The sequence below is a fragment of the Paenibacillus sp. RC334 genome, assembly GCF_030034735.1.
GTDB lineage: Bacteria > Bacillota > Bacilli > Paenibacillales > Paenibacillaceae > Paenibacillus > Paenibacillus terrae_A.
In genome coordinates this window covers 4,548,403-4,570,980 of the sequence record NZ_CP125370.1, presented here as the reverse complement: position 1 = coordinate 4,570,980, position 22,578 = coordinate 4,548,403, and the positions used below count along the sequence as shown (strand labels likewise).

The 22,578-nt window shown below is 47.3% G+C and carries 18 protein-coding genes and 1 riboswitch; of the genes, 12 read left to right on the top strand and 6 right to left on the bottom strand.

Annotated features, from left to right (window positions below; genetic code table 11):
* Positions 1 to 310: 310 nt before the first annotated feature.
* From dnaI to uvrC, 3 genes are all read left to right on the top strand, one after another.
* Positions 311 to 1,258 (top strand): primosomal protein DnaI, encoded by a 948-nt coding sequence (dnaI, locus tag QMK20_RS20985; RefSeq protein WP_283653164.1) that lies wholly within the window; start codon positions 311 to 313, stop codon positions 1,256 to 1,258.
* Positions 1,259 to 1,383: 125 nt separating this feature from the next.
* Positions 1,384 to 1,701, top strand: a complete 318-nt coding sequence (gene trxA / locus QMK20_RS20980) for a thioredoxin (RefSeq protein ID WP_010347861.1) — start codon at positions 1,384 to 1,386, stop codon at positions 1,699 to 1,701.
* A 158-nt stretch (positions 1,702 to 1,859) separates the two neighbouring features.
* Entirely contained in the window at positions 1,860 to 3,950 is a 2,091-nt protein-coding gene (gene uvrC, locus QMK20_RS20975) for an excinuclease ABC subunit UvrC (protein WP_283653163.1), read from the top strand.
* Here uvrC and QMK20_RS20970 read toward each other — a convergent pair.
* Positions 3,919 to 5,649, bottom strand: coding sequence for a CPBP family intramembrane glutamic endopeptidase (locus QMK20_RS20970; RefSeq protein ID WP_283653162.1), 1,731 nt, complete (start codon positions 5,647 to 5,649; stop codon positions 3,919 to 3,921). The two genes, uvrC and QMK20_RS20970, sit on opposite strands and share 32 nt — an antisense overlap.
* Positions 5,650 to 5,911: 262 nt before the next feature.
* Positions 5,912 to 6,061: riboswitch (cyclic di-AMP (ydaO/yuaA leader) on the top strand.
* Positions 6,062 to 6,602: 541 nt separating this feature from the next.
* Between QMK20_RS20970 and QMK20_RS20965 the strand changes: the two genes are divergently transcribed.
* Entirely contained in the window at positions 6,603 to 7,943 is a 1,341-nt protein-coding gene (locus QMK20_RS20965; protein WP_283653161.1) for a TrkH family potassium uptake protein, read from the top strand.
* Positions 7,944 to 7,991: 48 nt separating this feature from the next.
* Positions 7,992 to 8,660: a potassium channel family protein gene (locus QMK20_RS20960; protein ID WP_044645478.1), complete on the top strand. Its 669-nt coding sequence runs from the start codon at positions 7,992 to 7,994 to the stop codon at positions 8,658 to 8,660.
* A 15-nt stretch (positions 8,661 to 8,675) separates the two neighbouring features.
* Here QMK20_RS20960 and QMK20_RS20955 read toward each other — a convergent pair whose 3' ends face one another.
* Positions 8,676 to 9,581, bottom strand: a complete 906-nt coding sequence (locus tag QMK20_RS20955) for a LysR family transcriptional regulator (protein ID WP_044645479.1) — start codon at positions 9,579 to 9,581, stop codon at positions 8,676 to 8,678.
* 226 nt (positions 9,582 to 9,807) lie between these two features.
* Between QMK20_RS20955 and QMK20_RS20950 the strand changes: the two genes are divergently transcribed.
* The 7 genes from QMK20_RS20950 (at position 9,808) to QMK20_RS20920 (ending at position 16,684) form a co-directional block, all read left to right on the top strand.
* Complete coding sequence (locus QMK20_RS20950; RefSeq protein ID WP_283653160.1) at positions 9,808 to 10,482, top strand: succinate dehydrogenase cytochrome b558 subunit; 675 nt, start codon at positions 9,808 to 9,810, stop codon at positions 10,480 to 10,482.
* Positions 10,483 to 10,588: 106 nt separating this feature from the next.
* Positions 10,589 to 12,334, top strand: a complete 1,746-nt coding sequence (gene sdhA / locus QMK20_RS20945; protein ID WP_283653159.1) for a succinate dehydrogenase flavoprotein subunit — start codon at positions 10,589 to 10,591, stop codon at positions 12,332 to 12,334.
* A 28-nt stretch (positions 12,335 to 12,362) separates the two neighbouring features.
* Complete coding sequence (gene sdhB, locus QMK20_RS20940; RefSeq protein WP_014277823.1) at positions 12,363 to 13,130, top strand: succinate dehydrogenase iron-sulfur subunit; 768 nt, start codon at positions 12,363 to 12,365, stop codon at positions 13,128 to 13,130.
* Positions 13,131 to 13,302: 172 nt separating this feature from the next.
* Positions 13,303 to 14,112 (top strand): AAC(3) family N-acetyltransferase, encoded by an 810-nt coding sequence (locus tag QMK20_RS20935; protein ID WP_283653158.1) that lies wholly within the window; start codon positions 13,303 to 13,305, stop codon positions 14,110 to 14,112.
* Positions 14,113 to 14,200: 88 nt separating this feature from the next.
* Positions 14,201 to 15,145 (top strand): metallophosphoesterase, encoded by a 945-nt coding sequence (locus tag QMK20_RS20930; RefSeq protein WP_283653157.1) that lies wholly within the window; start codon positions 14,201 to 14,203, stop codon positions 15,143 to 15,145.
* Positions 15,146 to 15,267: 122 nt separating this feature from the next.
* Positions 15,268 to 16,008 carry a metallophosphoesterase family protein gene (locus QMK20_RS20925; RefSeq protein WP_283653156.1) on the top strand — a complete coding sequence of 247 codons (741 nt, stop codon included), beginning with the start codon at positions 15,268 to 15,270 and terminating at the stop codon, positions 16,006 to 16,008.
* 52 nt (positions 16,009 to 16,060) lie between these two features.
* Positions 16,061 to 16,684, top strand: a complete 624-nt coding sequence (locus QMK20_RS20920; RefSeq protein WP_283653155.1) for a GNAT family N-acetyltransferase — start codon at positions 16,061 to 16,063, stop codon at positions 16,682 to 16,684.
* A 182-nt stretch (positions 16,685 to 16,866) separates the two neighbouring features.
* On the opposite strand, the gene QMK20_RS20915 is transcribed toward QMK20_RS20920, so the two are convergent.
* From QMK20_RS20915 to QMK20_RS20900, 4 genes are all read right to left on the bottom strand, one after another.
* Positions 16,867 to 17,754, bottom strand: a complete 888-nt coding sequence (locus QMK20_RS20915) for an NAD(P)H-binding protein (RefSeq protein WP_283653154.1) — start codon at positions 17,752 to 17,754, stop codon at positions 16,867 to 16,869.
* A 196-nt stretch (positions 17,755 to 17,950) separates the two neighbouring features.
* A complete protein-coding gene (locus tag QMK20_RS20910) occupies positions 17,951 to 18,124 on the bottom strand; it encodes a hypothetical protein (protein WP_283653153.1) in 174 nt (57 codons plus the stop codon).
* A 259-nt stretch (positions 18,125 to 18,383) separates the two neighbouring features.
* A complete protein-coding gene (locus tag QMK20_RS20905; protein WP_283653152.1) occupies positions 18,384 to 18,872 on the bottom strand; it encodes a hypothetical protein in 489 nt (162 codons plus the stop codon).
* A gap of 1 nt (position 18,873) precedes the next feature.
* Entirely contained in the window at positions 18,874 to 21,981 is a 3,108-nt protein-coding gene (locus QMK20_RS20900) for a contractile injection system protein, VgrG/Pvc8 family (RefSeq protein ID WP_283653151.1), read from the bottom strand.
* Between the last annotated feature and the right edge of the window lie 597 nt (positions 21,982 to 22,578).

Genomic DNA, 22,578 nt, shown 5'->3' with positions numbered 1-22,578 from the left:
ACTATCAATTGGTTTTGATCCAAAACCAATTAGGTATTATAAAAATGTTCAGCGAAGCCAATTCAAATATGTGTCGACTTTATGGCGGTCGGCAGCGGAGCGGGCAGAATTGTTCTGTAGAAGCGAAGCGTTTGCCTAAAAGCTTTCCGAAGGAAAGCTGGCATCGTAAGCATAAGCTATCCCCGGATTTTAACCTTTAAATCCTTATTCCAATAGGAAAAATCTGAGGATAACAGCAATCGGAAGAACAATCTGCATGCGAAGCATCTCCCCTCCATAATTCTGTACATTTTAGAAAGGAGGAGCGTTCTTGGAATCACTGGGCGATTTGCTACAGCAGATGCAGAACCCTTCGTTTCGCCAGCGCACGCGCAATGTGGCCGATCAGGTTCTCAATGATCCGCTGGTGCAGGAATTTTGTGCTGCGCATCAAGATATTGACGAAACACAACTGCGATTAAACATGAGTATGCTTTTTCAGTATGCCCGGGATCGTCGAAATTGCGACAATTGTCCGGGACTCGAACAGTGTCCTAACGATTTTCAGGGACATTTTTGCAAGCTGGGCGTAGAATACCCAAATGGTACAGCCGAAATGGTGGACATCCGTACCCCTTGCGCCAAACTGGTAGCTTCACAGCACGAACAGCGGGTGCGTCAGCGGATTAAAAGCTTTTATGTGGATGAGCGTGCGCTCTTGGAAGGCTATAATGCCCTTGAGATTGCACGTAAGGATGCACAACGTATGCCCGCAGTCACACAACTATTCCGTTACATCGAAGAAACGAAAAGCCAGGGTTTATCCAAAAAAGGACTCTACCTGGAAGGTACGTTTGGTACGGGTAAGACCTTTTTAATGGGATATCTGCTGCACGAGCTGGCCCTGTCCGGACTGAACGGTGTGATTGTGTATATGCCTGATTTTGTGGAGGACTTAAAGTCCATGATTCAGGAAGGGCAGAAGCTGAAGGAAACGACTGAAATGCTTAAAAATTGTGATCTGCTCGTATTTGACGACATTGGAGCCGAAAATTTGAGTCCATGGGTACGGGATCATGTGATGGGCTCGATTTTAAATTATCGAATGAACCGCAAACCTACCTTTTATACTTCGAATTATTCGTTGCAAGGGCTGGAGAAGCATCTGAGCTTTACGAGCAAGGACGGTGAGGAATTGTACAAGGGACAGCGTTTGATGGACCGGATTCGCCCTTTTGTAGATGTCATTACCGTTAAAGGGAAAAATCAGCGAGGATAATTGTAAATCAATTTGCTATTTTGATATCTTACAATTAAAAAACTATTGTGATATAATTAAAAGGTGTCAAAAAAGAAATTACAGGTTATAATAATCTTGACTTTTCTATAAAGGAGGAACATACAATGGCAATTGTTAACGTGTCCGACCAATCCTTCAACGCAGAAGTCGAAGGTACAGGAACCGTTTTGGTTGATTTTTGGGCGCCATGGTGCGGTCCTTGCAAAATGATCGCTCCTATTCTGGAGGATCTGTCCACAGAAGTTGGCGACAGCGTCAAAATCGCGAAAGTGAACGTGGATGAAAACCCAGAGTCTGCTTCCCGTTTCGGCGTTATGAGCATTCCTACCCTGATCGTCTTCAAAGACGGACAGCCCGTTGATAAAGTGGTGGGTCTGAATTCCAAAGAAGCGCTGAAAAGCATGCTTACCAAACACCAGTAATTATCGCATGTGACCCATGCTCCTGCGGGGGCTTGGGGAGCGGCCATGAACGGTCAATGCCTCCGGTTGTAAATACCGGGGGCGTTTTTGTGTATTATTCCTGTATATTATATAGTAGTCGAGCAGTCATTATAAGAATGGAAGGAGGAACCGGGCGAATGGAATCTTATGCGGAGGACTTGCGGAATCAGGAGAAGGCGCTGGAGAACATACGACACAAATTAGCGTTGCTGCCAGATGCATCGGGCTGTTACTTGATGAAGAACAGCGAGGGCACCATCATTTATGTCGGCAAGGCCAAAGTGCTGAAAAACCGGGTCCGTTCCTATTTTACAGGCAGCCATAACGGCAAGACGCAGCGACTGGTTTCCGATATCCGTGATTTTGAATATATCGTTACGGGCAGTAATATGGAGGCGCTCATTCTGGAGTGCAACCTGATTAAAAAGCATCAGCCGCGCTATAACGTGCTGTTGAAGGATGACAAAACCTTTCCTTATTTGAAAATTACGAACGAGGAGCACCCCAAGCTGGAGGTGACCCGGCGCGTTCTGAAAGATAAAGCAAAATATTTTGGCCCTTATCCTAATTCCTACGCGGCACATCAGACGAAGAAGCTGCTGGACCGTATGTATCCGTTACGCAAGTGCGGTGTGATGCCGAAGGAAGTGTGCCTTTATTATCATATGCATCAATGCCTGGGCCCTTGTGTGAAAGAGGTTGCGAAGGAAACGTATGACCAGATTGGTCAGGAGATCGGTTCTTTTTTGAGTGGCGGGCATGAGGAAATCAAAAAGGATCTTCAACGCAAAATGCAGGAGGCCGCAGAGGAGCTGTACTTTGAGCGTGCCAAGGAGCTACGCGACCAGATTATCAGCATTGACGCGATGATGGAAAAGCAGAAGATCACGACAGCCGATGCGAAGGACCGCGATGTATTTGGATTTTCGGTAGACAAGGGCTGGATGTGTGTGCAGATCCTATATGTTCGTAAAGGTAAAATGATCGAGCGGCATATGTCTACGTTTCCTTTTTATGGCGAGGCCTACAGCGACTTTATGTCCTATGTGACGCAATATTATAGTGATAACCCGGCGGTGCCGCAGGAAATATTGCTGCCGGATACACCGAAGCTGATGAAGCAGGCGGAACAGGGTGATGTCGGTCAATCGGCTGTGACGGAAGCTGTTTCTCACACTGCAACAACCGAGGGAACCGCACAGACCAGTAACAATGCTGTACAAGAAGCAGGGACATTATCGGATGTGGCAAATGAAGAGCAGCCGTTCGAGCGTTCCGCGGATGCACTGCTGGTGGCCGAAGAGCGTGCTTCTTATGGAGAAGCAACGGAGCAGGACCAGACAGAAGCCCAACTGTCCGGCGGGCTGGAGGAACCAGCTACGGCGGCACTCGCTCTGGCTGAATGGCTGGATGTAAAGGTACTGGTGCCTCAGCGTGGACTGAAAAAGCAAATGACGGGTATGGCTACGGAAAATGCACGGGTTGCTTTGGATGAGAAGTTTAAGCTGATTGAGCGGGACGAGGAACGGACATCCAAGGCTGCAAGCAATCTGGGGCGTGCGATTGGGCTGGATAGCCTGCATCGGGTGGAGGCGTTTGATAACTCCAACATACAGGGCTCCGATCCAGTCTCGGCAATGATTGTGTTCATTGATGGCAAGCCTGCCAAGAAGGAATACCGTAAATATAAAATCCGTTCAGTGCAGGGGCCGGATGATTATGAAACGATGCGTGAGGTTATTCGGCGTCGATATGAACGTGTGCTCAAGGAAAATCTGGAGCGTCCGAATTTGATCGTCGTCGATGGTGGACGCGGACAGATTAAGGCCGCTGTGGATGTGCTGGAGAATGAACTGGGTTTGTTCATTCCTGTGTGTGGTCTGGTGAAGGATACCAAGCATAGAACCTCTCAACTACTGGTGGGGGATTCTCCAGAGGCCGTGACACTGGCCCGCAACAGTGAAGAATTTTACCTGCTGCAACGCATTCAGGACGAGGTTCACCGATTCGCCATTACATTCCATCGTGAGCAACGGGGCAAATCCATGGTAACCTCTCGTTTGGACTCGATTCCGGGAATTGGCGAGAAGCGGCGTAAGCTGCTGCTTAAGCATTTTGGCTCACTTAAAAAAATAAGAGAGGCCAGCGTCGAAGACTTCCGGCCTCTCTCTATCGGTGATAAGCTTGCGCGTCAGATTATAGCTGCCCTTCGGGAGGAGGAGTCGTAGAATACGGCTCTTCTTTTTTTATGGGCTCAAACATGACTCGATTTGGTTTCTTTGGACTAAACCAGTACATGATATAGGCCACAATGGCAGGGAGCACGATCCAGAATATACCTGCGAACAGGTTCACGCTATCTCCCAGCGTCATCACACTCAGTCCCATCAGAATGCTGTCAAAAATAACGTGGCTGAACATGGCGGCAATAAAGCCGTAGCGCAGGAACACAAAACTGAACAGCAATCCAAGGAAGGTCAGCTCAATCGGTCTGGAAATGACCGGATAGATCGGATACAGTGTGTGCCCCAGTGCCCAAATCAATGTGGTGATCAGACAGGCAACAAAAGTATTTCTTACTATTTTTTTCACCATCGGAATACCAAACAGACGGTATACGGCTTCCTCTCCAATACCAGCCATCCAGGCCATAATCGGCAGTAGCCATGGATAAGCCATGTTATAAGGAGACTGTGTGGCATCTGTTGTGGAGAACGTATTAAGCGTGCGCTCCAGTACAAAGAACAAAATGGATTGCACCCCAAGTAAAATAAAGGCCCACAAGTAGCCAACATACATACTGCGAAGCACATACAGCCCATAGCCAGACTCCTTGGCGCGTGGCCATGCATTCAGTCCAACCTTGCGCATCAGCCCGTCACCGCCGACCAAGGAGAAGTAGATCGCTACAGCCATTACGAAGGAAACCACAACTTGCAAAATCATAAGAAATATAAGCGCTCCCCGTACGCCTGCTTCCGCTTGCAGTACAGGTAGCATGTTAAATGTTCCTGCCATACTGGCAGCAAAATATACAATGGACAGAACAATGCCGCGTACAAAGGAAGTGTGGCGTCGTGTGAGTGAGGCGTATACGATGGCAAGTATGCCCAAGACCATGCTTAATAAGGCATAACCCGCGTAGGTCATCCAGTTTGCCCAGTACGTTTGTTTTTTGACATAATCCGTATAGGACGATGGGGCAGAAAAGCTTTGTGTAAACGAGCGAACATCCCCGTCTTCAAAAGTAAAAGCCAGTGTAAGCACCGAGGAACCGATTTTCTTATCGTCCACGGTATACTTCAATCCACCCTCGCCATCGGTTGTTGCGAGCTTCAAGTCCGACGGCTTAAAGCCAAAGCGCTTCACCCAAGCTGTCGCTGCCTGCTCCTTCGCATCCAGCGTCATGTCTCCCTCAGCTGCACGTACAAGCCTGTTACGTGCTTGCTCATCCGTAGAAATATCAGCTTGTGTGTAACTGGTGCTGGAGGTAATTCGTTTAAAGCTAACGACTTTGCCAGTGGACAAATCCACATGAATTTGCAACTTGCTCTTCGAAGAAGGTTCCGGCAAATCGACCCGGAAGGTTTCGTAAGGATAACTTTTTTTCCATGTACGGTCATACTGTTGAAGCAGCTTTTCTCTGGATAAATAACCGTACAGGTCCGTTTCGGCCTGATAGGTCACCAGAGGCTCCTTAGACCGTAATTCGGTATAGCTCAGCTCGGAGCGGGCGAAGTCCAGCGCGTGTATGACTGCTTCCTGCTTGCTGATGACCTTGGCATTCGCCAGTGCCTCCGGATTCGGATTACTAAATGAGGGAATAAGCAATTGAAAGACAAAAAAGCAAATCAGGCCAATCGCGCCCAGCAAGCCTAATCTTTTGAAGTTGGCCGTGAGCACGACCGGTTTCCCGATAGGATTCATGAGTTTCCTCCTTAATCTGTAAATAAGAACATCCATTAAAGATATCATACTGCACAGGTTCCCGCCAACAGACCTACGATATTCATGAAAATGGAGTGAAAGCACTTTAAAGTTTCAATAAAATAAGATAAGCTGCGATTAAAGGTGGCCTATTCTCAAATTACCGCTAATTTAGCGTTATTTCGACGAAATCGGTTTTGTGCTCTGCATACATAAAGATTATAATCTTGAGGCAATGGATATGAAATACATAGGTAACGATATACATTTTGAGCCGAATTTCCATAGGAAAACGGGGGAACCATGTTACTGGGGTGAATTTCACAGCCGGTCCCGGACCGGAAGTGTGAATAGGGCATACTGTGCTGCCCGAATCCGTCAGCTAACCTCGTAGGCTGTGAGCAGGAACCAAGTCAGGCACTCGGTTTTCCGGTGTCTTTTTTTGTGCGATTAAAACGTAGCTGAGTTAAGTCCGCTTCGCGCTCCATTTGATCTTCCGATCGCTGTTGTCTCTGAATTTTATTGGATTAGATAAGCCCTGTTAAGGTTAAAATTCAGAGACAAAGGCGAGCGCTACCGCTTCTCCAGATTCAAATGGATCGCTGCGCTGCTGCCCGCCTTAAAGTCACTAAACGTTTCATGAGGTAGTGAGGTATGAAGTGTGATGAGTACTGATAGGTAAAAGTATCTTGCTCTGCGGATACTTTTCTGTTTGCTAAAAAAACGGACTAAAGAAACTGAAAAGAGATTGGTGATTTTATGAGCTGGCAGTAGCGGAGGGGGCAGAATTGTTCTGAAGAAGCGCCAGCGTTTGCCTTTACCACCGGATTTTAACCATTAAAAGGGCTTATAAAATCAGAAAAAAATCCGGGGGTAACAGCAATCGGAAGAACAATCTGCACCCGGAGCGTCTCCATGCTCATAATTCACCTAGTAGGAGCAGTGATAAATAGATGAATCCCAATGCAAGATGGCTTCGGCTTTCTCCACCGCAGATATTTGTTGCGGGCTTTGCCATTATCATTCTTATAGGCAGCTTGTTGTTAATGCTGCCGATTTCCAATACAACGGGGAAGCCGCTTGCATTTATAGATGCTTTGTTTACAGCTGCCTCCGCAACCTGTGTAACAGGTCTTGTCGTTAAGGATACTGGTACCTTCTTTACCACCTTTGGTCAGGTGGTTATCGCTGCGCTGATCCAGATTGGTGGTCTCGGCTTTATGACGATGGCTACTTTGATTGCGCTGGTGTTCAAGCGCCGCATTTCCTTGCGGGAGCGCCTGATTTTGCAGGAAGCGATGAATCAGACTTCTGTTGAGGGAATTGTCGGATTGATTCGTAGGGTGTTGCTGTACTCGCTAATTATTGAGGGCGTGTGCGCCACGATATTCGCGATTCGCTGGTCCTTTGATATGCCCGTAGGCAGGGCGATTTATTTTGGAATCTGGCATGCGATTTCCATGTTTAACAATGCAGGCTTTGATTTATTCGGTCAATTTCGCAGCCTGACAGGTTATGTGTATGATCCTATTGTTAATTTTACAGCTATGTTTCTGATTATTTCGGGTGGCATCGGCTTTGTGGTTATGTCGGACCTGGTAGAATACCGCAAGCGCGGGAGACTTTCCTTGCATACCAAGGTGGTACTCAGTATGACGGCTGCCCTGATTGTAGTCGGTACGCTCGTCATCTTTGTATTCGAGTTTACCAATCCGAAGACATTGGGCTCGCTGGATTGGAGTGGAAAGCTGCTGGGATCTTTATTCCAGTCCGTAACACCACGCACCGCAGGTGCCAATACGTTAGATATCGCTGGCTTGCGACAGGCCACGCAGTTTTTCATCGTTATATTGATGTTTATCGGTGCTTCTCCTGGCTCTACTGGAGGCGGTATTAAGACGACAACGTTTGCGCTGCTCATTGGAGCCGTGATTTCGATGCTGCGGGGTCGGGAGGATATTGTGCTGTTCAAATACCGGCTTGCGCAGGGGCGAATTTACAAGGCTTTGACTATTACACTGCTTGGGCTGCTGTTTGTGATTGGCGTGACGATGATTTTATCGGCAACCGAGGATCATCATTTTCTGATGATATTATTCGAGACGGTGTCTGCATTTGGGACGGTGGGATTGTCCATGGGACTTACACCTGACTTGACAGTTATAGGCAAGCTGGTCATTACCCTGACGATGTTTGCGGGCAGATTGGGTCCGCTCACGCTCGCTTATGCAATGACTCCGAAAAAGGGTAAGGAATTATATCGTCATCCGGAAGGCAAAATGATTATAGGATGAATCAATCATTTATGAAATTGATTCAGATAAGGGAGTTTTCGAGTAGATATGAAAACGCAGCAGTTTGTAGTTATTGGTTTGGGACGATTTGGCTCAAGCCTGGCTTTGCAATTGGTAGATATGGGGTGCGAGGTGCTTGGCATCGACCGGAATGAGGATGTTGTGGACAGTATGAGTGAGCTGTTGACGCATACCGTCGTGGCGGACGCTACAGATGAGGATTCACTACGATCACTGGGCATCCGCAATTTCGATTGCGGCATTGTTGCGATTGGTGCTGATATTCAGGTCAGCATTCTGGCTGCCATTTTGCTAAAGGAGCTGGGAGTGAGCAAAGTCGTTGCCAAAGCGATTTCTGTGCTGCACGGACGGGCGTTGGAAAAGCTCGGTGTGGACCGGGTCATTTATCCCGAGCGGGATATGGGGATACGGGTCGCGCATCAACTGGTCACGCCTAATTTGCTTGATTATTTGGAGCTGTCCAAGGAATACAGTATTGTAGAACTCAACGTTCCTGCATGTCTGCATGGCAAAACGCTATCTGAGCTGAATGCCCGCACCCGCTTTGGTTGCAGCATCGTCGCGCTTCATACGGCGAACGGTATCCTGATTGCACCAACAGCGATGGATCGGCTAAAAGCGGACGATATTATGGTCATCATCGGCTCCAATGATAATATCGGCCGCTTCGAGGACGAGGTCGTTAACGTTAACTAGGAAAGCTGTTCTCAGCTACACCATACGATAGCCTGCAAACGATGCACGTGTCTCGCTGATCCAGCGCCGTGCTGTCGGCCCCAGATCGGTTGTCTCCGAGTAGATAAGGGAGGTGGTGCGTCGTGTCTCCTTCAGATCGGGCAAGTACAGCGCGGTTAGCCCATTATCCCGAAGCAGCTCGCTGCGCAAGTAGGATTTGGGCAGCAATGCGGAAGCCTTGCAGGTCGGCAGCAGGCGCACAATCGCCTCGAACGAGTCGATTTCCATACGGATATCCGGCATGATGCCGCTGCGCTGGAACAGGTCATCTGTAAGACTGCGATACCAGGTTCCCTTGGAAAAAATAATCATTGGCAGTCCTTGCAGGTCTTTCATCGAGGCCGTTCCCGTCTTCATCGTTAATTCATGTCCGATCGGAACGACTAGCTCCAAATGATCATCAAACAGCGGAATGCAACGCAGTCCGGCCTCATGAATGGCAGACCCGACAATACCGGCGTCTGCTTTTTTGTCGCGTACAAAAGCGACGATTTCATGGGTTTTGCCCGTGAGTAGTTTCAGCTCGGTTTGGGGATGCTTGCTCATGAAAGCTTCAACGAGGGTAGGTAGCGTCGTTTGGAGTGTCGTCAGACTCGCGCCCAGTGTGAGCATGCTCTGGGCTTCGTTTTTGTGCTGGGACAGCTTTTGCAAAAAGCGGAGCTGCCGTTGCCGTTGCTCCAGTGCGAAGGTATATACAAATCGGCCTGTCGACGTAATTTCGAGTCGTTTGCCCCTCCGATCAAAGAGGTTCACACCCATCTCTTCCTCCAGCTTGGCGATTTTGCGGGACAGGGCCGGCTGGGACAGATTAAGCAGCTTGGAGGCTTTATTCAGGCTGGATTGCTCGACAATGACAGCAAAAGCGTTCAAATCCTCAAACAAATCATCCACTTCCTCTCTATATGCAAAAAAGACATAACAATTAATACGTATATTGCAATTCCATTATAAGCCGAAAAGGAGTAACATGAAAGCGACACAAGATGTTCACACTTTTGTTTTCCCTTTTAAGGAACACCTTGTTGGACATTTCCTGTCGGAAACTGTCATTTCATATGTTATATTACTATTGAAAACGCTATTATTGGGAGAAGGGAGCATTACCTAGATGAGAGGATTTTATTCCAGAAAGCTGCACTCGCTTCTTGGCGTCATCCCGCTGGCTCTGTTTTTTGTAGAGCATTTGGTGACCAACTTCACAGCGGTGGAGGGCGGCAAGGAAGGATTCAATCGCAGCGTGGCCTTCCTGAATGGTCTACCGCTTGTTATTGTGCTTGAAACGTTATTTATTTACTTACCATTGCTGTTCCATGGAATCTATGGCTTGTATATCGCTTACCAGGCTGATCCGAATGTCAAAAATTTTGGCTATTCGCGTAACTGGCGCTTTCTGTTTCAGCGCATTTCCGGTGTGATTACGTTCGTATTCATTATCTGGCACGTATATGATACACGTTTTCAGGTGGCTCTGGGTAATGTAACACATGAGCAGCTAGGCGGCGTGATGCATGGCATTGTAACGAATCCGGTTTATTTTATCCTTTATTTAATCAGTGTTGTTTCGGCATCCTTTCACTTTGCTAACGGACTATGGGCTTTTATGGTCAGTTGGGGGATTACGGTGGGACCGCGTGCACAAAAAGTGTCCTCCTATATCTGCATGACCTTGTTCGTGGTTGTATCCATCGGCTTCATCGCTTCCCTGTTGGCATTCCGCAGCGCGGAATTCCAGGAAACGGCAACCGCCTTGATACAAAGCAGTGCTATTCAACAGCTACTGTAAAAAATGAATGCACACTTTACGTGTTTGCAATACATCGTTTGCAGATTCTATTTCTTATGGTAAAAGGGGATTTGGCTAAAATCCTGAAAAAAAGGAGTGAGCAGAAATGGCAGCATCCAACATCATTGTCGTGGGCGGCGGTCTTGCGGGTCTAATGGCTACGATCAAGGCGGCAGAGGTAGGAGTTCACGTTCATTTATTTTCTTTGGTTCCGGTCAAAAGGTCCCATTCCGTTTGTGCTCAAGGCGGCATCAACGGCGCGGTGAATACGAAGGGTGAAGGTGACTCACCCTGGATTCACTTTGACGATTCGGTCTATGGCGGGGACTTTCTGGCAAACCAGCCTCCGGTAAAAGCGATGTGCGAAGCGGCTCCGGGAATTATCCATCTCATGGACCGTATGGGTGTCATGTTTAACCGGACACCGGAAGGACTGCTGGATTTCCGCCGCTTCGGGGGTACGCAGCATCATCGGACCGCCTTTGCTGGAGCGACGACAGGGCAGCAGCTTTTGTACGCACTTGATGAACAGGTACGGCGCTGGGAATCCGAAGGCTTGGTGACCAAGTATGAAAACTGGGAGTTTTTACAGGCTGTACTAGATGATGAGAGTATCTGTCGCGGCATCTGTGCGCAGGATTTGCGCACGATGGAAGTGAAGACTTTTGCAGCGGATGCAGTTATTTTGGCATCGGGCGGACCTGGCATTATTTTCGGTAAAACCACGAATTCCGTGATCAATACCGGTACGGCTGCCGGGGCGGTATATCAGCAGGGCGTACGCTATGCCAACGGCGAGTTTATCCAGATTCATCCGACGGCTATTCCTGGGGATGACAAGCTGCGTCTGATGTCTGAGTCGGCACGGGGAGAGGGCGGCCGTATCTGGACATACAAGGACGGCAAGCCGTGGTATTTCCTCGAAGAAAAGTATCCGGCTTATGGAAATCTGGTCCCTCGTGATATTGCGACACGTGAAATATTCAGTGTATGTGTCGATGATGGGCTCGGCATTAATGGCGAGAACATGGTGTACCTTGATCTGTCCCACAAGGACCCGAAAGAGCTGGACGTGAAGCTGGGCGGTATTATTGAAATTTATGAAAAATTCGTCGGTGACGATCCGCGTAAAATACCGATGAAAATCTTCCCGGCTGTGCATTATTCGATGGGCGGCATGTGGGTCGATTACAATCAGATGACGAATATTCCGGGACTGTTTGCCGCCGGGGAATGTGAATTCCAGTATCACGGAGCGAACCGTTTGGGTGCCAACTCGCTGCTGTCAGCCATTTATGGCGGGATGGTGGCTGGACCAAAGGCTGTGGAATACATTAAAGGCTTGAAAAAATCCGCGCAGGATGTAGCTTCCTCCGTGTTCGATGCGGCGGTCAACCAGCAGACAGAGAAGTATGAGCGTATTTTGCATATGGACGGGAAAGAAAATGCCTATGTCCTTCATAAAGAACTGGGCGAGTGGATGACGAATAACATGACCGTGGTTCGTTATAATGACAAGCTGGAAGCTACGATCCACAAGATTAAGGAGCTGAAGGAGCGTTATTCCAACATTAACATTAATGATGCTTCGCGCTGGAACAATGCGGGTGCGGCGTTCACACGTCAGCTGTGGAATATGATGGAGCTGGCCGAAGCGATGACTAAAGGAGCGCTGCTGCGTAACGAAAGCCGTGGAGCCCACTACAAACCTGACTTCCCGGACCGTAACGATGAGGATTTCCTGAAAACGACGATTGCGGACTGGACACCGGAAGGACCGCAAATCTCGTATGAAGCGGTAGATGTTTCGTTGATCAAGCCGCGTATTCGGGATTACTCCAAGAACAAGTAAAAGGAAGATACAGAAGGGAGTGTATTAGATGTCGGAGCAAGCAGTGAAATCGGATAAAACCGTGAAGTTCGTTGTGACCCGTCAGGATGAACCTAATGCGAATCCATATACGGAAGAATTTGAGTTGGCTTATCGACCGGGGATGAATGTAATCAGTGCGTTGATGGAGATTCAGCGTAACCCGGTGGACAGCCATGGTAAAGAGACAGCCCCGGTATGCTGGGAGTCGAACTGCCTGGAGGAAGTGTGCGGAGCCTGCTCCATGGTGATTAACGGCAAGCCGCGTCAGGCCTGTGCCGCGCTTGTGGATAAGCTGGAGCAGCCGATTACCATCGCGCCGATGAGCACGTTTCCGGTTGTGCGGGATTTGGTCATCGACCGCAGCCGGATGTTTAACGCGCTCAAGAAGGTCAAAGCATGGATTCCAATTGACGGCACCTACGATCTGGGCCCAGGCCCCAGAATGGCAGAGAAGAAGCGTCAATGGGCGTATGAGCTGTCCAAGTGCATGACTTGCGGTGTCTGCCTGGAAGCTTGCCCGAATGTTAACGAGAAAACGACATTCATTGGACCTGCGGCGATATCTCAGGTTCGTCTGTTCAATAGCCATCCAACTGGGGAAATGAATCAGGAGGAGCGGCTGGATGCGTTGATGACGGACGACGGGCTGGAGGGCTGCGGTAACTCGCAAAACTGCGTACGTTCCTGCCCGAAGGGCATTCCGTTGACAACCTCCATTGCCGAAATGAACAAGCAAACGACCAAGCATATGTTCAAGCGCTGGTTGACCGTATAGCACTCGTCAGTGAATGCTTTATACAAAAACAGGCTTTTTCCCTGAACCGGAGAAAGCCTGTTTTTTGTGCTCAGGACAGATCGGAGTTATCGTGGAGGGAGGAGAGTGGGGCAGCAGTTATGGTATAATTATGGTATTGTGTATCGTTTTTGGAGAAAAGGAGGCTGGACAGGTGGCTGTACAACCGATGACGCGACGGCCTGTTACCGGGTCGGATGTGTTGAAGGGATTAAAGGAGCTAGGAGTTCAAAAAGGCATGACGCTGCTTGTGCACTCGTCGATGCGCAGCTTCGGCAGTTTTGTTCCGGGCGGGGCCTCTGCCATTCTTGCATCGTTAACCGAAGCCATTGGTCCGGAAGGGACGCTGGTCACGCCGACGCAATCCCATGATCTGACCGATCCGTCGACATGGATGAACCCGCCTCTGGATGAGTCATGGTGGGATCTTGTACGCGAGGAAATGCCCGTCTATGATCCGGCCTGGACACTGACCGGGGGGATGGGTGTCATTGTGGAAACGTTCCGTGGCCTGCCGGGAACATTGCGCAGCGGACACCCGCATGTTTCGTTTGCGGCCCGTGGACCTGCGGCTTCACACTTGCTGGAAGGGCATGAGCCTGATTTCGGGCTGGGTGAACATTCGCCACTGGCGAAGCTATATGAGGCAGACGCCTTCGTGCTGTTGCTGGGCTGCGGACATGAGAGCAACACGTCCTTTCATTTGGCGGAATACCGCACGGCGTACAATGGACGTGAAGAATCGACCCATCAGGCCCCGATGATGGTGGACGGGGAGAGAGCATGGGTCACTTTTCAGGATTTTAATATTACCTCAGATGATTTTGAGCAGCTGGGCCATGACTTTGAACGGGATTGCCCTGCGTGCTTTACACGGGTCAACATTGGAGAGGCCTTCTGTTTTTTAGCGAGGCAGCGCGATTTGGTAGACTATGCAGAACGATGGTTAGCCACCAACCGCTAGAGGGCTAAAAGCGTGAGATATTTGAACATTTGAATCATGAGATATCTGAACTGTACAATAGTTGAATAGATAGCAAGGGGGCACGCATATGGAGAAGACGCCGCAAACCCGCCGCGAGAGTCAGGATGGCTCACACGATGAGGCAGCTATCCCTCCCGGTTCTTCGCGGCGTTCCATTTCAAATGAGCCAGCCAATCCTTCGCGCCGCCGTTTTTTGAAAAAAGCCGCTTTAGCGACAGCCGGAACCGCGCTTTTGACTGGAGGATACGCTTCCTTATGGGAGCCTAATCATTTGGAGATTACACGTTTCACACTAGCTTTGCCCCGTCTGCCGTTGGCTTTTGACGGCATCAGGGTGGTGCATTTTAGTGATGTACATTTGGGCTTTCACATGGATGAGCAGGACCTGCGGGAGCTTGCGGATCGGATTGCAGGACTGGAGCCGGATTTGCTTTGTTTTACAGGTGATATTGTGGATGATTATGCCGTATCTATGAAAGCTGCTGTTCCGGTCATGGCCTCTATGCACGCCACACTCGGCAAATTCGCCATTCTCGGCAATCACGATTATAGAGGTTTACCAGCCGGGGTACAGGAGCTATATCCGAAAACCGGGTTTACGTTGCTGAGAAATGAACACGTGATTGTGGAGCGAGCAGGACAGCGAATGGCGATTGTCGGTTTAGAGGATGACATTATGGGCAAACCCAATCCACGGCGTGCCATCCACGGACTACCTGATGAGATGTGCAAGCTTCTGCTTATGCATGAGCCGGATTATGCGGATGTGGCGGCGAGAATGTCCTTTGATCTTCAGCTGTCGGGGCATACGCATGGAGGACAGGTGCGCTTGCCTGTCATGGGAGCGCCGATGCCGCCTCCGGGTGGACGCAAGTACATTCAGGGATTATTTCATGTAGGGACCGACAGAATGCCGCTGTATGTCAGCAGAGGCATTGGTATGACCAAGCTGCCGATTCGTGTGCTGTGCAGGCCGGAGCTGAGTGTCATTACACTGAAATCCGGTCAATAGGCTATTATATGTTTACCTTCATCAGCATCGGCTTGTAACTACTATCAGGATTATTTAAAATCCTCACATAAAAAGGGTTTAGTGTAGTATGTAGCTGTTTCGGACAAAGGAGTGATATTCAGATGGATCGTATTGCTGTCATTTCAGATATACATGGCAACTGGCCTGCCTGCGAGGCGGTGCTGGAGGATATTGCTTCCCGAGGGATTAGTCGTGTGTTTTGTTTGGGCGATCTGATCGGCAAAGGGCCTAGCCCGTGCGAGGTTCTGGAGGCTGTCCGTCAACATTGCGAGGTGGTGGTGCGTGGCAATTGGGATGAGCTGGTTAGCATTACGGATGATCTCAATTTTAGCTGGCAAGCCGAGCGCCTGGGCACAGAACGGCTACAGTATTTGGCAGAGCTACCGTTTCATCATGATTTCAGGATGAGTGGACGTCGTATCCGTCTGGTGCATGCTTCGCCGCAAAGTGTATATCATCGCGTGCAGCCATGGGATGAGCCGGAGAAAAGACTCGCCATGTTCGACCCGTTGGCCGAGGAAAGTGGAGAAGTTGCTTTTGCCCCGGATGTCGTGGGGTATGGAGATGTGCATAATGCCTTTATACAGCATTTTCAGGGCAAAACGCTTTTTAATGTCGGCAGTGTTGGCAATCCGCTGGATGTAACTCAGGCTTCCTACTGCATTTTGGAGGGGAACATGGGAGAAGAGAGTCCTACCCCTTTTTCTATCCAGTTTGTACGTGTGCCTTATGATATTGAGCTGGCGGTGAGACAGGCTGAGGAAGCAGACGTACCTTCTTTGCCGTATTATATCCGTGAGTTGCGCACAGGCATTTACCGGGGAATTCAGGACCTGGATTGAGTGTGCAACCTATTCGCTGCAAAAAGCCAATCCATCCGCAGGAGGGATCATTGTGCTGACCAGAGAAATGCTTCGTTCAGGGTCAGGGCTACCGGAGCTTTATACCGACCGTGTCCGGTTGCGCCAGCTACAAGCAAGGGATTACCCCGCGCTGGAACGGATGCTGTCCGATCCATTGGTTATCCGGTATGTGAACCGGATTCGCAAGCCAGCCGATGCGCGGATGCGGCGTCTGGTAGCGCAAATCAGAGTAGCTGCGGATTCCCTGGATTCCCTGCATTTTGCGGTGGAATGGCAGGGGGGGAATACAGCAGCAAACAACGAACCTGGCGAACTTAATGAACTCAATGAACGCAGCCACTCGCCGCTGCTCGGTATCGCTTCATTCCAGCAATGGAATGAAAAAGCAGGGGAGGCGCAGCTAGGCTATATTTTGGACCGTCCTTTCTGGGGACAAGGGCTGGCTACAGAGGTCGTGGAGGAAATGCTGAGATTTGGTTTTGGTGCTTTAAAGCTCAAGCGGATCGAGGGTCGTTGCCAAGAGGATAATCAGGCTTCTGTGCGTGTGCTGATCAAAAATAAGATGCGCCAGCTGCGCACAATCAGTGCCTATGATCATTCAGGAGAAGTGCCGAGTGTATTGGTGTTCTCGATTACCCAAGGGGATTATGCATAGAAATGGAAAAGGAATACTTTGTTACAGAGATGAAATATAACTGCAAACTAACTCTAACACAGGACGGGTACAATACAGACATGACCCCCTTTTGAATAATATATGTTGCTGGGACCCGAAGCTTCGGGTCCTCTTTTTTTGTCTTGTTTTTATTGTAGCTACGTGCGATTTACAAGTTACTACTATGATTCATAGGTACAGTTCAGGTCGCTTATCAGCTCAGGAAGCCATTCGGTCAGGGAAAGAAAGGAGTACCCCTCTGATCGGGCTTTAGTTGTATCCATGTACCACGATTGTGTAATACCAAATGGAGACATGTGCTCGTCGGCTGTTTTTTCTTGAATCACGGCCTGTTTTCCAGTTAACTGTTCAATGGTGGAAATGAGTTCTCCAATCTTCACAGTACCGTCCGAGCAAGCATTTACGGGTCCTGTCAAATGAGATTGACCAAGCCAAAGCAGAAAATCTGCGGCTTCATCAGAACGGATAAACGAGATGTGCGCTGCCGGATTCGGTATGCCTATTTTTATTCCATCACGAACATGCTCAATATGAAAATGAAGTCTTCTCGTATAATCATCTGTTCCTAATACAATCGGAAAACGAACAGCGGCAACCGGGAACGTAGCTTGTTGCATGAAAACCGCTTCTGCCTGCCGTTTAGCCTCCTGATATGTAAAATCGCCCTGTCTGCCTTTGCGAACCGGGTAAGCCTGAGGATCGAAGATACTCTCGGTCAGCACTTCTGGACCTGGATCGTAGACGGATAAGCTGGAGGTCAGAATATACCGTTTGGCTTTAGCATCAAAAATGCGGCAGGCTTCTCTGGCTTCATCTGGAGAAAAGCAAATATTATCGTAGACAACATCCCAAACCTGCTCACCTACCGCCTCAGCCAGCGCTTCTGCATCGTTACGATCTGCAATAATCCGCTGAATGCGGTCACCGAATGAATCGCTTATTTGACCTCTCGTGAGGATCGTAACGTTATTCTCGGAATCCTCCACCAGACGTTTTACCAGCCTTTTTCCAAAAAAGCGCGTTCCACCTAATACAAGTATCTTTCTCATTCATGAATCACTCCTTAAGGGATTGGTTTTATTAAGATAGACGGAATAATGTTCTCAAAGGAAACGGAACGATGAAAGGATTATTTTTCTATAATAATAGTACAAGAAAGGGTTCCGCATGAAAAAAATAAGATGGTCGATGTCTCCATCCTCCAGCTTGCGTTTCCTGACTTAGTTGATAGCCTATGGCTTCTTCTCATTCAGATAACAGATGTTGGATATCCTCGTCTTGGTTAATCTTGAATTGATCCATTTTGGTGAATAGATACTCATCTTCTGATGAACAAGAAGATTGTTGCTCACTGGCTAATTCCAACTGATAAAAACGTTGGCGTAATGCTTCTTGAAACCAATCTGGCCATTTTGACATAGCGCATTTCCCCTCCCGTTGTTGAAGTGTGTGTATGTTAACTCTGATGGGGAGGGATGGCAAGTTATTGTTTTAGAGTATTGAGGTTATTTCTTCCTCCTTTGAGCTTGGGCATGCCAAAAAGCTCATTCCTCACTTAAGGTTCAAGTTTGGAATAAGCTTTTGAAAGCTTCTCAAGTGTTCTTGTCAAGTTTTTTAGAGTATGGTTGGTTGTATTGAATGATTCTTTGTTTTTTTAAAACTCACATTTTTTTGACCATTAGAAAATTAGTTTTGGATTTTTATAACACCAGTCTGGGTCATAGGGTTGGGATTTTAATTTCTGCATATCCTCCCAACTGTAAACCCAATCATAATCTGCAACCCAGAAATAATCATCTGAGTTTAATTTGAGGTATTCATAAATGAACCGGAATACTAACGCTTCAACACCATAAACATCCTCAATACATCCTACTTGGTATAGTTTATTATTAGAATCTAGGCCTACATCTTCGTTATAGTAAAAATTAAGATTTGGGTTATCCGTTGAATCCACATAAAAAATAAACGAATAATTATTTTCTCGTACCATTCTATCATTGATATTCAATGTTGTAGAAAGAAGTTGTCCATTATTTCCAAAATTTTTACTGTTATGAAAGTTCAGCATCACATCTGCATGAAAAGTAGAAATAATTGAATCAGCTAAAAGTCGCTCAGGCGAATATTTTTTTTTACTCATTAATATATAGGCTGACGTTCCCATTCTACTTTAAAACCTCCTTCAACTCATCTAATGAGTTAACAATAGTAACTCCTTTAGATTTAATGTTTTCTAGCATTATTTTGTGTTCAGGTCTTAGATTAGTCATAGGTTTATCAATATACAAAATAACATTTTTCTTATCGGGATTAAAGAAATAGTCCTGGTTTGTATGAGTCAACTTATTAAATTGGTCGTCCTTTACCGCTTTAATTGATGCTTTGACTTCGATAATCGCATCTTTTGTAACTACATCTAAGTCACCAGCAGCTTCACCATTATCTTTTAAAACTTTCTGTCCAAACCCTGTTACTTCTTTTTCTTTTCTTACAAAATCTGCAACCTTTGCCTCAGTTGCTTTACCAACGTTTGAACTATCTAGAGCATTATCAATATCCCGATTAATATTTTTCGGATGTTGGTCAACCCAAGTTAATTCATTACCAGCAGGGTTTGTATATTTCGTCTTATTTCCATCCTTAACTATGCGACCAACATTAGTAATTTTCCCCACTCCCTCAATCTCTATCTCTTTATTGGGCTTCAGATTTGAGAGTTGGGGTGACTCTGTTTTTTCATTTATGATTTTAGGGCCTGGATGAACAGGTTCTTTAACTGGTGAATTTAGTATGGTTTTCGGCTTGAAAAATGATCCGGCTCCCTCAACGATCGCTGCTACACTAATGATATTGGACCAATGGTCTGGTGACAAAGGATCTTCAGGTGTCACAGCTCCACGTATAGCCTCTGTTATTCCAAATGTACCAAAATTGATAGCGTCACTACCAGAGTTACCTTGATTACGTGCACGCTCCATATAGGCTTGATACAATCCTTTAGGTATACCAAATGACCAATAATCTAAAAATTCACCAATGGAGTTTCCTTGATTTTGGTACCTTACGTTATTAGCCTGCTCTATGCCTTTGTATAATTCAACTAGGCTGTTTGCTGATTTTGTAGATGCATGTGCCTGATCCATGGCTATTTGGCCTTTTACCATCTCACCATTACCCGTATGATCTAGATAACGATCCCACAAGGACTTAGGCTCCTCAACTTGTGGTTTCGGTTGTTGTGCCATGTAGCTGTCATAATTTGCTCTCCAGCGTTGTCTCAATTCCACAGGAATCTGCTGATAGGCATGAGCCATAGCATTCGACTCTTTCAGCAAGTTCTGCACCAGCTCCAATGGTCCACCGGAATCAGCCAAATGACGCGCACTCGTATATGCTTTTCCTAAAATCCACTTGCTATAGTAAGCTTGTTTAGCTTGCTCATGCTCATAATGACTAATCAGTCCCTCAAGGGCTAAACCAGCCAAATATTTCAACGGATGAACTCCGCTTCCTTTACCGCTTCCTCCAACTGTAGGAGTTCCTTTACTACGAATAGGGATGGCTCCAGTTGCTTGTAACACCGTTGCCGCCACTTTACCTGCTGGCCCACCAACAGTATTCAACATTACACTGGCTACGTTCCCAACTATGGGAATGGAGCCTAATAGCTTGGATACCATACCCAACAAAGCATTGGCCTGTTGAAGCGCTGCTGGAGTCGTAACTTTTGCTTTAGGAGTAGGGGCTTGGCTGCTCTTGGCTGTTACGGTTTGTGCGGCCTCATATGCTTTGATGCTCATTAACGGCGGTTCAGGGACAGGAGGGAGGTCAGCTACGAAAACAGGAGCTTTCACTGTACCTTCCTGATATATCACTGGAGCATGGGTATCCGTCTCACCATCCAGCACCATGCTGCTGGCTCCACCTTTTAGATAAAGGGCTGTTCCAGCTTCTAACGACAGTTCCTCACCTGCATCCAGCTTCACATGACCACCCTGAATCTGTACATCCCCCGGACTGTTGATGGTGATGCCACCATCTTCATTTAGTGTAATTGAAAATCCATCCGAGGTGGAAAGGGTCAGTTCTTGCTCAGACATTTCTACGCCGCTACCTTGCACATGTTGCCAAACCTTCACATTCGGCTGTCCATTTGTGTGGCGTTGTTGTCGTAGCGAATCCGTTACATAGGCATCCTGTTCGCGGTGTGTAGGCAGATACAGTTCTACTTGTTCCCCGATTTCAGGCATATCGTACCAGCCAATATGTTCTTCGGCTACATATCGAGTCGCTACAGGAAACCAGCAGGCTTTGGCAGGATCTTGCTTCGGGTCGATATCCAGTTGAAGCTGTACGAAATCCTGTTGTACCTTGAGCACCGTTCCTGTCAGCGAAATCCCGGTAGCCTGATCGTTTTCATACCGGGCATAGCGAATATTCTGTTCGGCTTGAAGATCATAACAGGTACGCAGTAAGCCATCCGCTAACGTTGTCACTGCCCGAACCACGACCAACTCTTTGCCTTGTCCGATGGGTAACGTGATGAGATCTCCTAGCGCATAGTATTGCAGACTTTCAATTGTATAGGTGACATACGAGCCAGCACGTTGTTCTCCGGGTTTTTCCGCATCCAACTCATGAAACGTTTTTCGTACCCTGTAAAACACATCCCGTTCCACTTTGTGCTGCTTGCCTTCTGGCATCCCGAAGAAAACCTTGGGCGAGGCTGCGGTTACCTCTGGCACAAGTACGGAGCCAAAGCGGGAAGCGAGGCGTTTTAAAAATGCCCAATCGGTCTCCTCATATTGTAAAACAAAAGTATCCAGCTTGGCATAATTAGTTACGGTATCAATGGCGTCTCCATACTGATACTTTCGAACCATCGCGGTGACCAGATCATCATAAGTGCGGTGAATATCCTGATAGGAGCGCTTTTTACTCTTAATATCCATCTGGTACGAATGGGAAGCGGCCTCCAGTTCAAACGTATACACGCCTCGCACACAATGTACGGACATGCGCGTAACAATCCCGTGGAACAATCTTCTCAGTGATTGTCCCTGATCATCCAACTGACGAATCACAATCGGCTCTTGCTCCATATTTTGTCCGATGCATGCGGCTCCCTGTTCTTCGGAGAGCATACCACTGATATGTAAAAAGGTATGATCGTTGATGGCACGTGTTATTTGAAGTTGTTCAATATGTTGTGGCTGAAAGGGACCATAAAAGCGTAGGCTTTCATATCCGATTCCATCTGACAATACGCTCAAGTGAGTTCATGACTCCTTTCTAAGATGTGATGGCTGATTACAAAAGTAAAGTGCAGCATTTTTAATTCGGGTCTGACGAATAGAAGAAATGGATGGATACAACTTTGAGTTAAGACCCATATGTATCACTGAGTTTGTTGGGTACAAAACGTTCTTATTCGGATACAGATGTTCCGAGTAAGCTTTCATTCAAGGTACAAAAGGGTAAGAGGTGATATTTATTAAACAGTCCAGCATATGTATTTATCGGTTAAAAGAGAGATTTAGTTTACAGAATGAGCCATTGATTGGTGTATTTACTATGTTAAATAATGGAATGTAGAAAGCTGATAGTAATTTTGAGCAATTGCTTTTCAAAGTCAGGAAGGGGGCTGATTTAATAGTGATCATGGATTCGGGTAAATTAAATACAGGCTCATATTGAATTAGTGGGGTCAATAGAAGTGAAGGGAAGAGAGAACCATCATCTGGAAAAAGGGGTGTTGTGAGAAAGAGTGGCTTTTGATAGTGTAGGTAATATATATAATAAAAAGGAATATACCCCTTTCTATCGTCTCGACACATGTAGTAAAAAGGAAGAAAGTATCCTTGTTTAGA

Excerpts from the sequence above, each read along its gene's own strand:
- QMK20_RS20960 (WP_044645478.1), top strand. The coding sequence starts at position 7,992 with ATGAAAACGCAGCAGTTTGTAGTTATTGGTTTGGGACGATTTGGCTCA.
- QMK20_RS20925 (WP_283653156.1), top strand. The coding sequence starts at position 15,268 with ATGGATCGTATTGCTGTCATTTCAGATATACATGGCAACTGGCCTGCC.
- QMK20_RS20905 (WP_283653152.1), bottom strand. The coding sequence starts at position 18,872 with ATGGGAACGTCAGCCTATATATTAATGAGTAAAAAAAAATATTCGCCT.
- uvrC (WP_283653163.1), top strand. The coding sequence starts at position 1,860 with ATGGAATCTTATGCGGAGGACTTGCGGAATCAGGAGAAGGCGCTGGAG.
- QMK20_RS20950 (WP_283653160.1), top strand. The coding sequence starts at position 9,808 with ATGAGAGGATTTTATTCCAGAAAGCTGCACTCGCTTCTTGGCGTCATC.
- QMK20_RS20970 (WP_283653162.1), bottom strand. The coding sequence starts at position 5,649 with ATGAATCCTATCGGGAAACCGGTCGTGCTCACGGCCAACTTCAAAAGA.
- QMK20_RS20910 (WP_283653153.1), bottom strand. The coding sequence starts at position 18,124 with ATGTCAAAATGGCCAGATTGGTTTCAAGAAGCATTACGCCAACGTTTT.
- trxA (WP_010347861.1), top strand. The coding sequence starts at position 1,384 with ATGGCAATTGTTAACGTGTCCGACCAATCCTTCAACGCAGAAGTCGAA.
- QMK20_RS20930 (WP_283653157.1), top strand. The coding sequence starts at position 14,201 with ATGGAGAAGACGCCGCAAACCCGCCGCGAGAGTCAGGATGGCTCACAC.
- sdhB (WP_014277823.1), top strand. The coding sequence starts at position 12,363 with ATGTCGGAGCAAGCAGTGAAATCGGATAAAACCGTGAAGTTCGTTGTG.
- QMK20_RS20915 (WP_283653154.1), bottom strand. The coding sequence starts at position 17,754 with ATGAGAAAGATACTTGTATTAGGTGGAACGCGCTTTTTTGGAAAAAGG.
- sdhA (WP_283653159.1), top strand. The coding sequence starts at position 10,589 with ATGGCAGCATCCAACATCATTGTCGTGGGCGGCGGTCTTGCGGGTCTA.
- QMK20_RS20965 (WP_283653161.1), top strand. The coding sequence starts at position 6,603 with ATGAATCCCAATGCAAGATGGCTTCGGCTTTCTCCACCGCAGATATTT.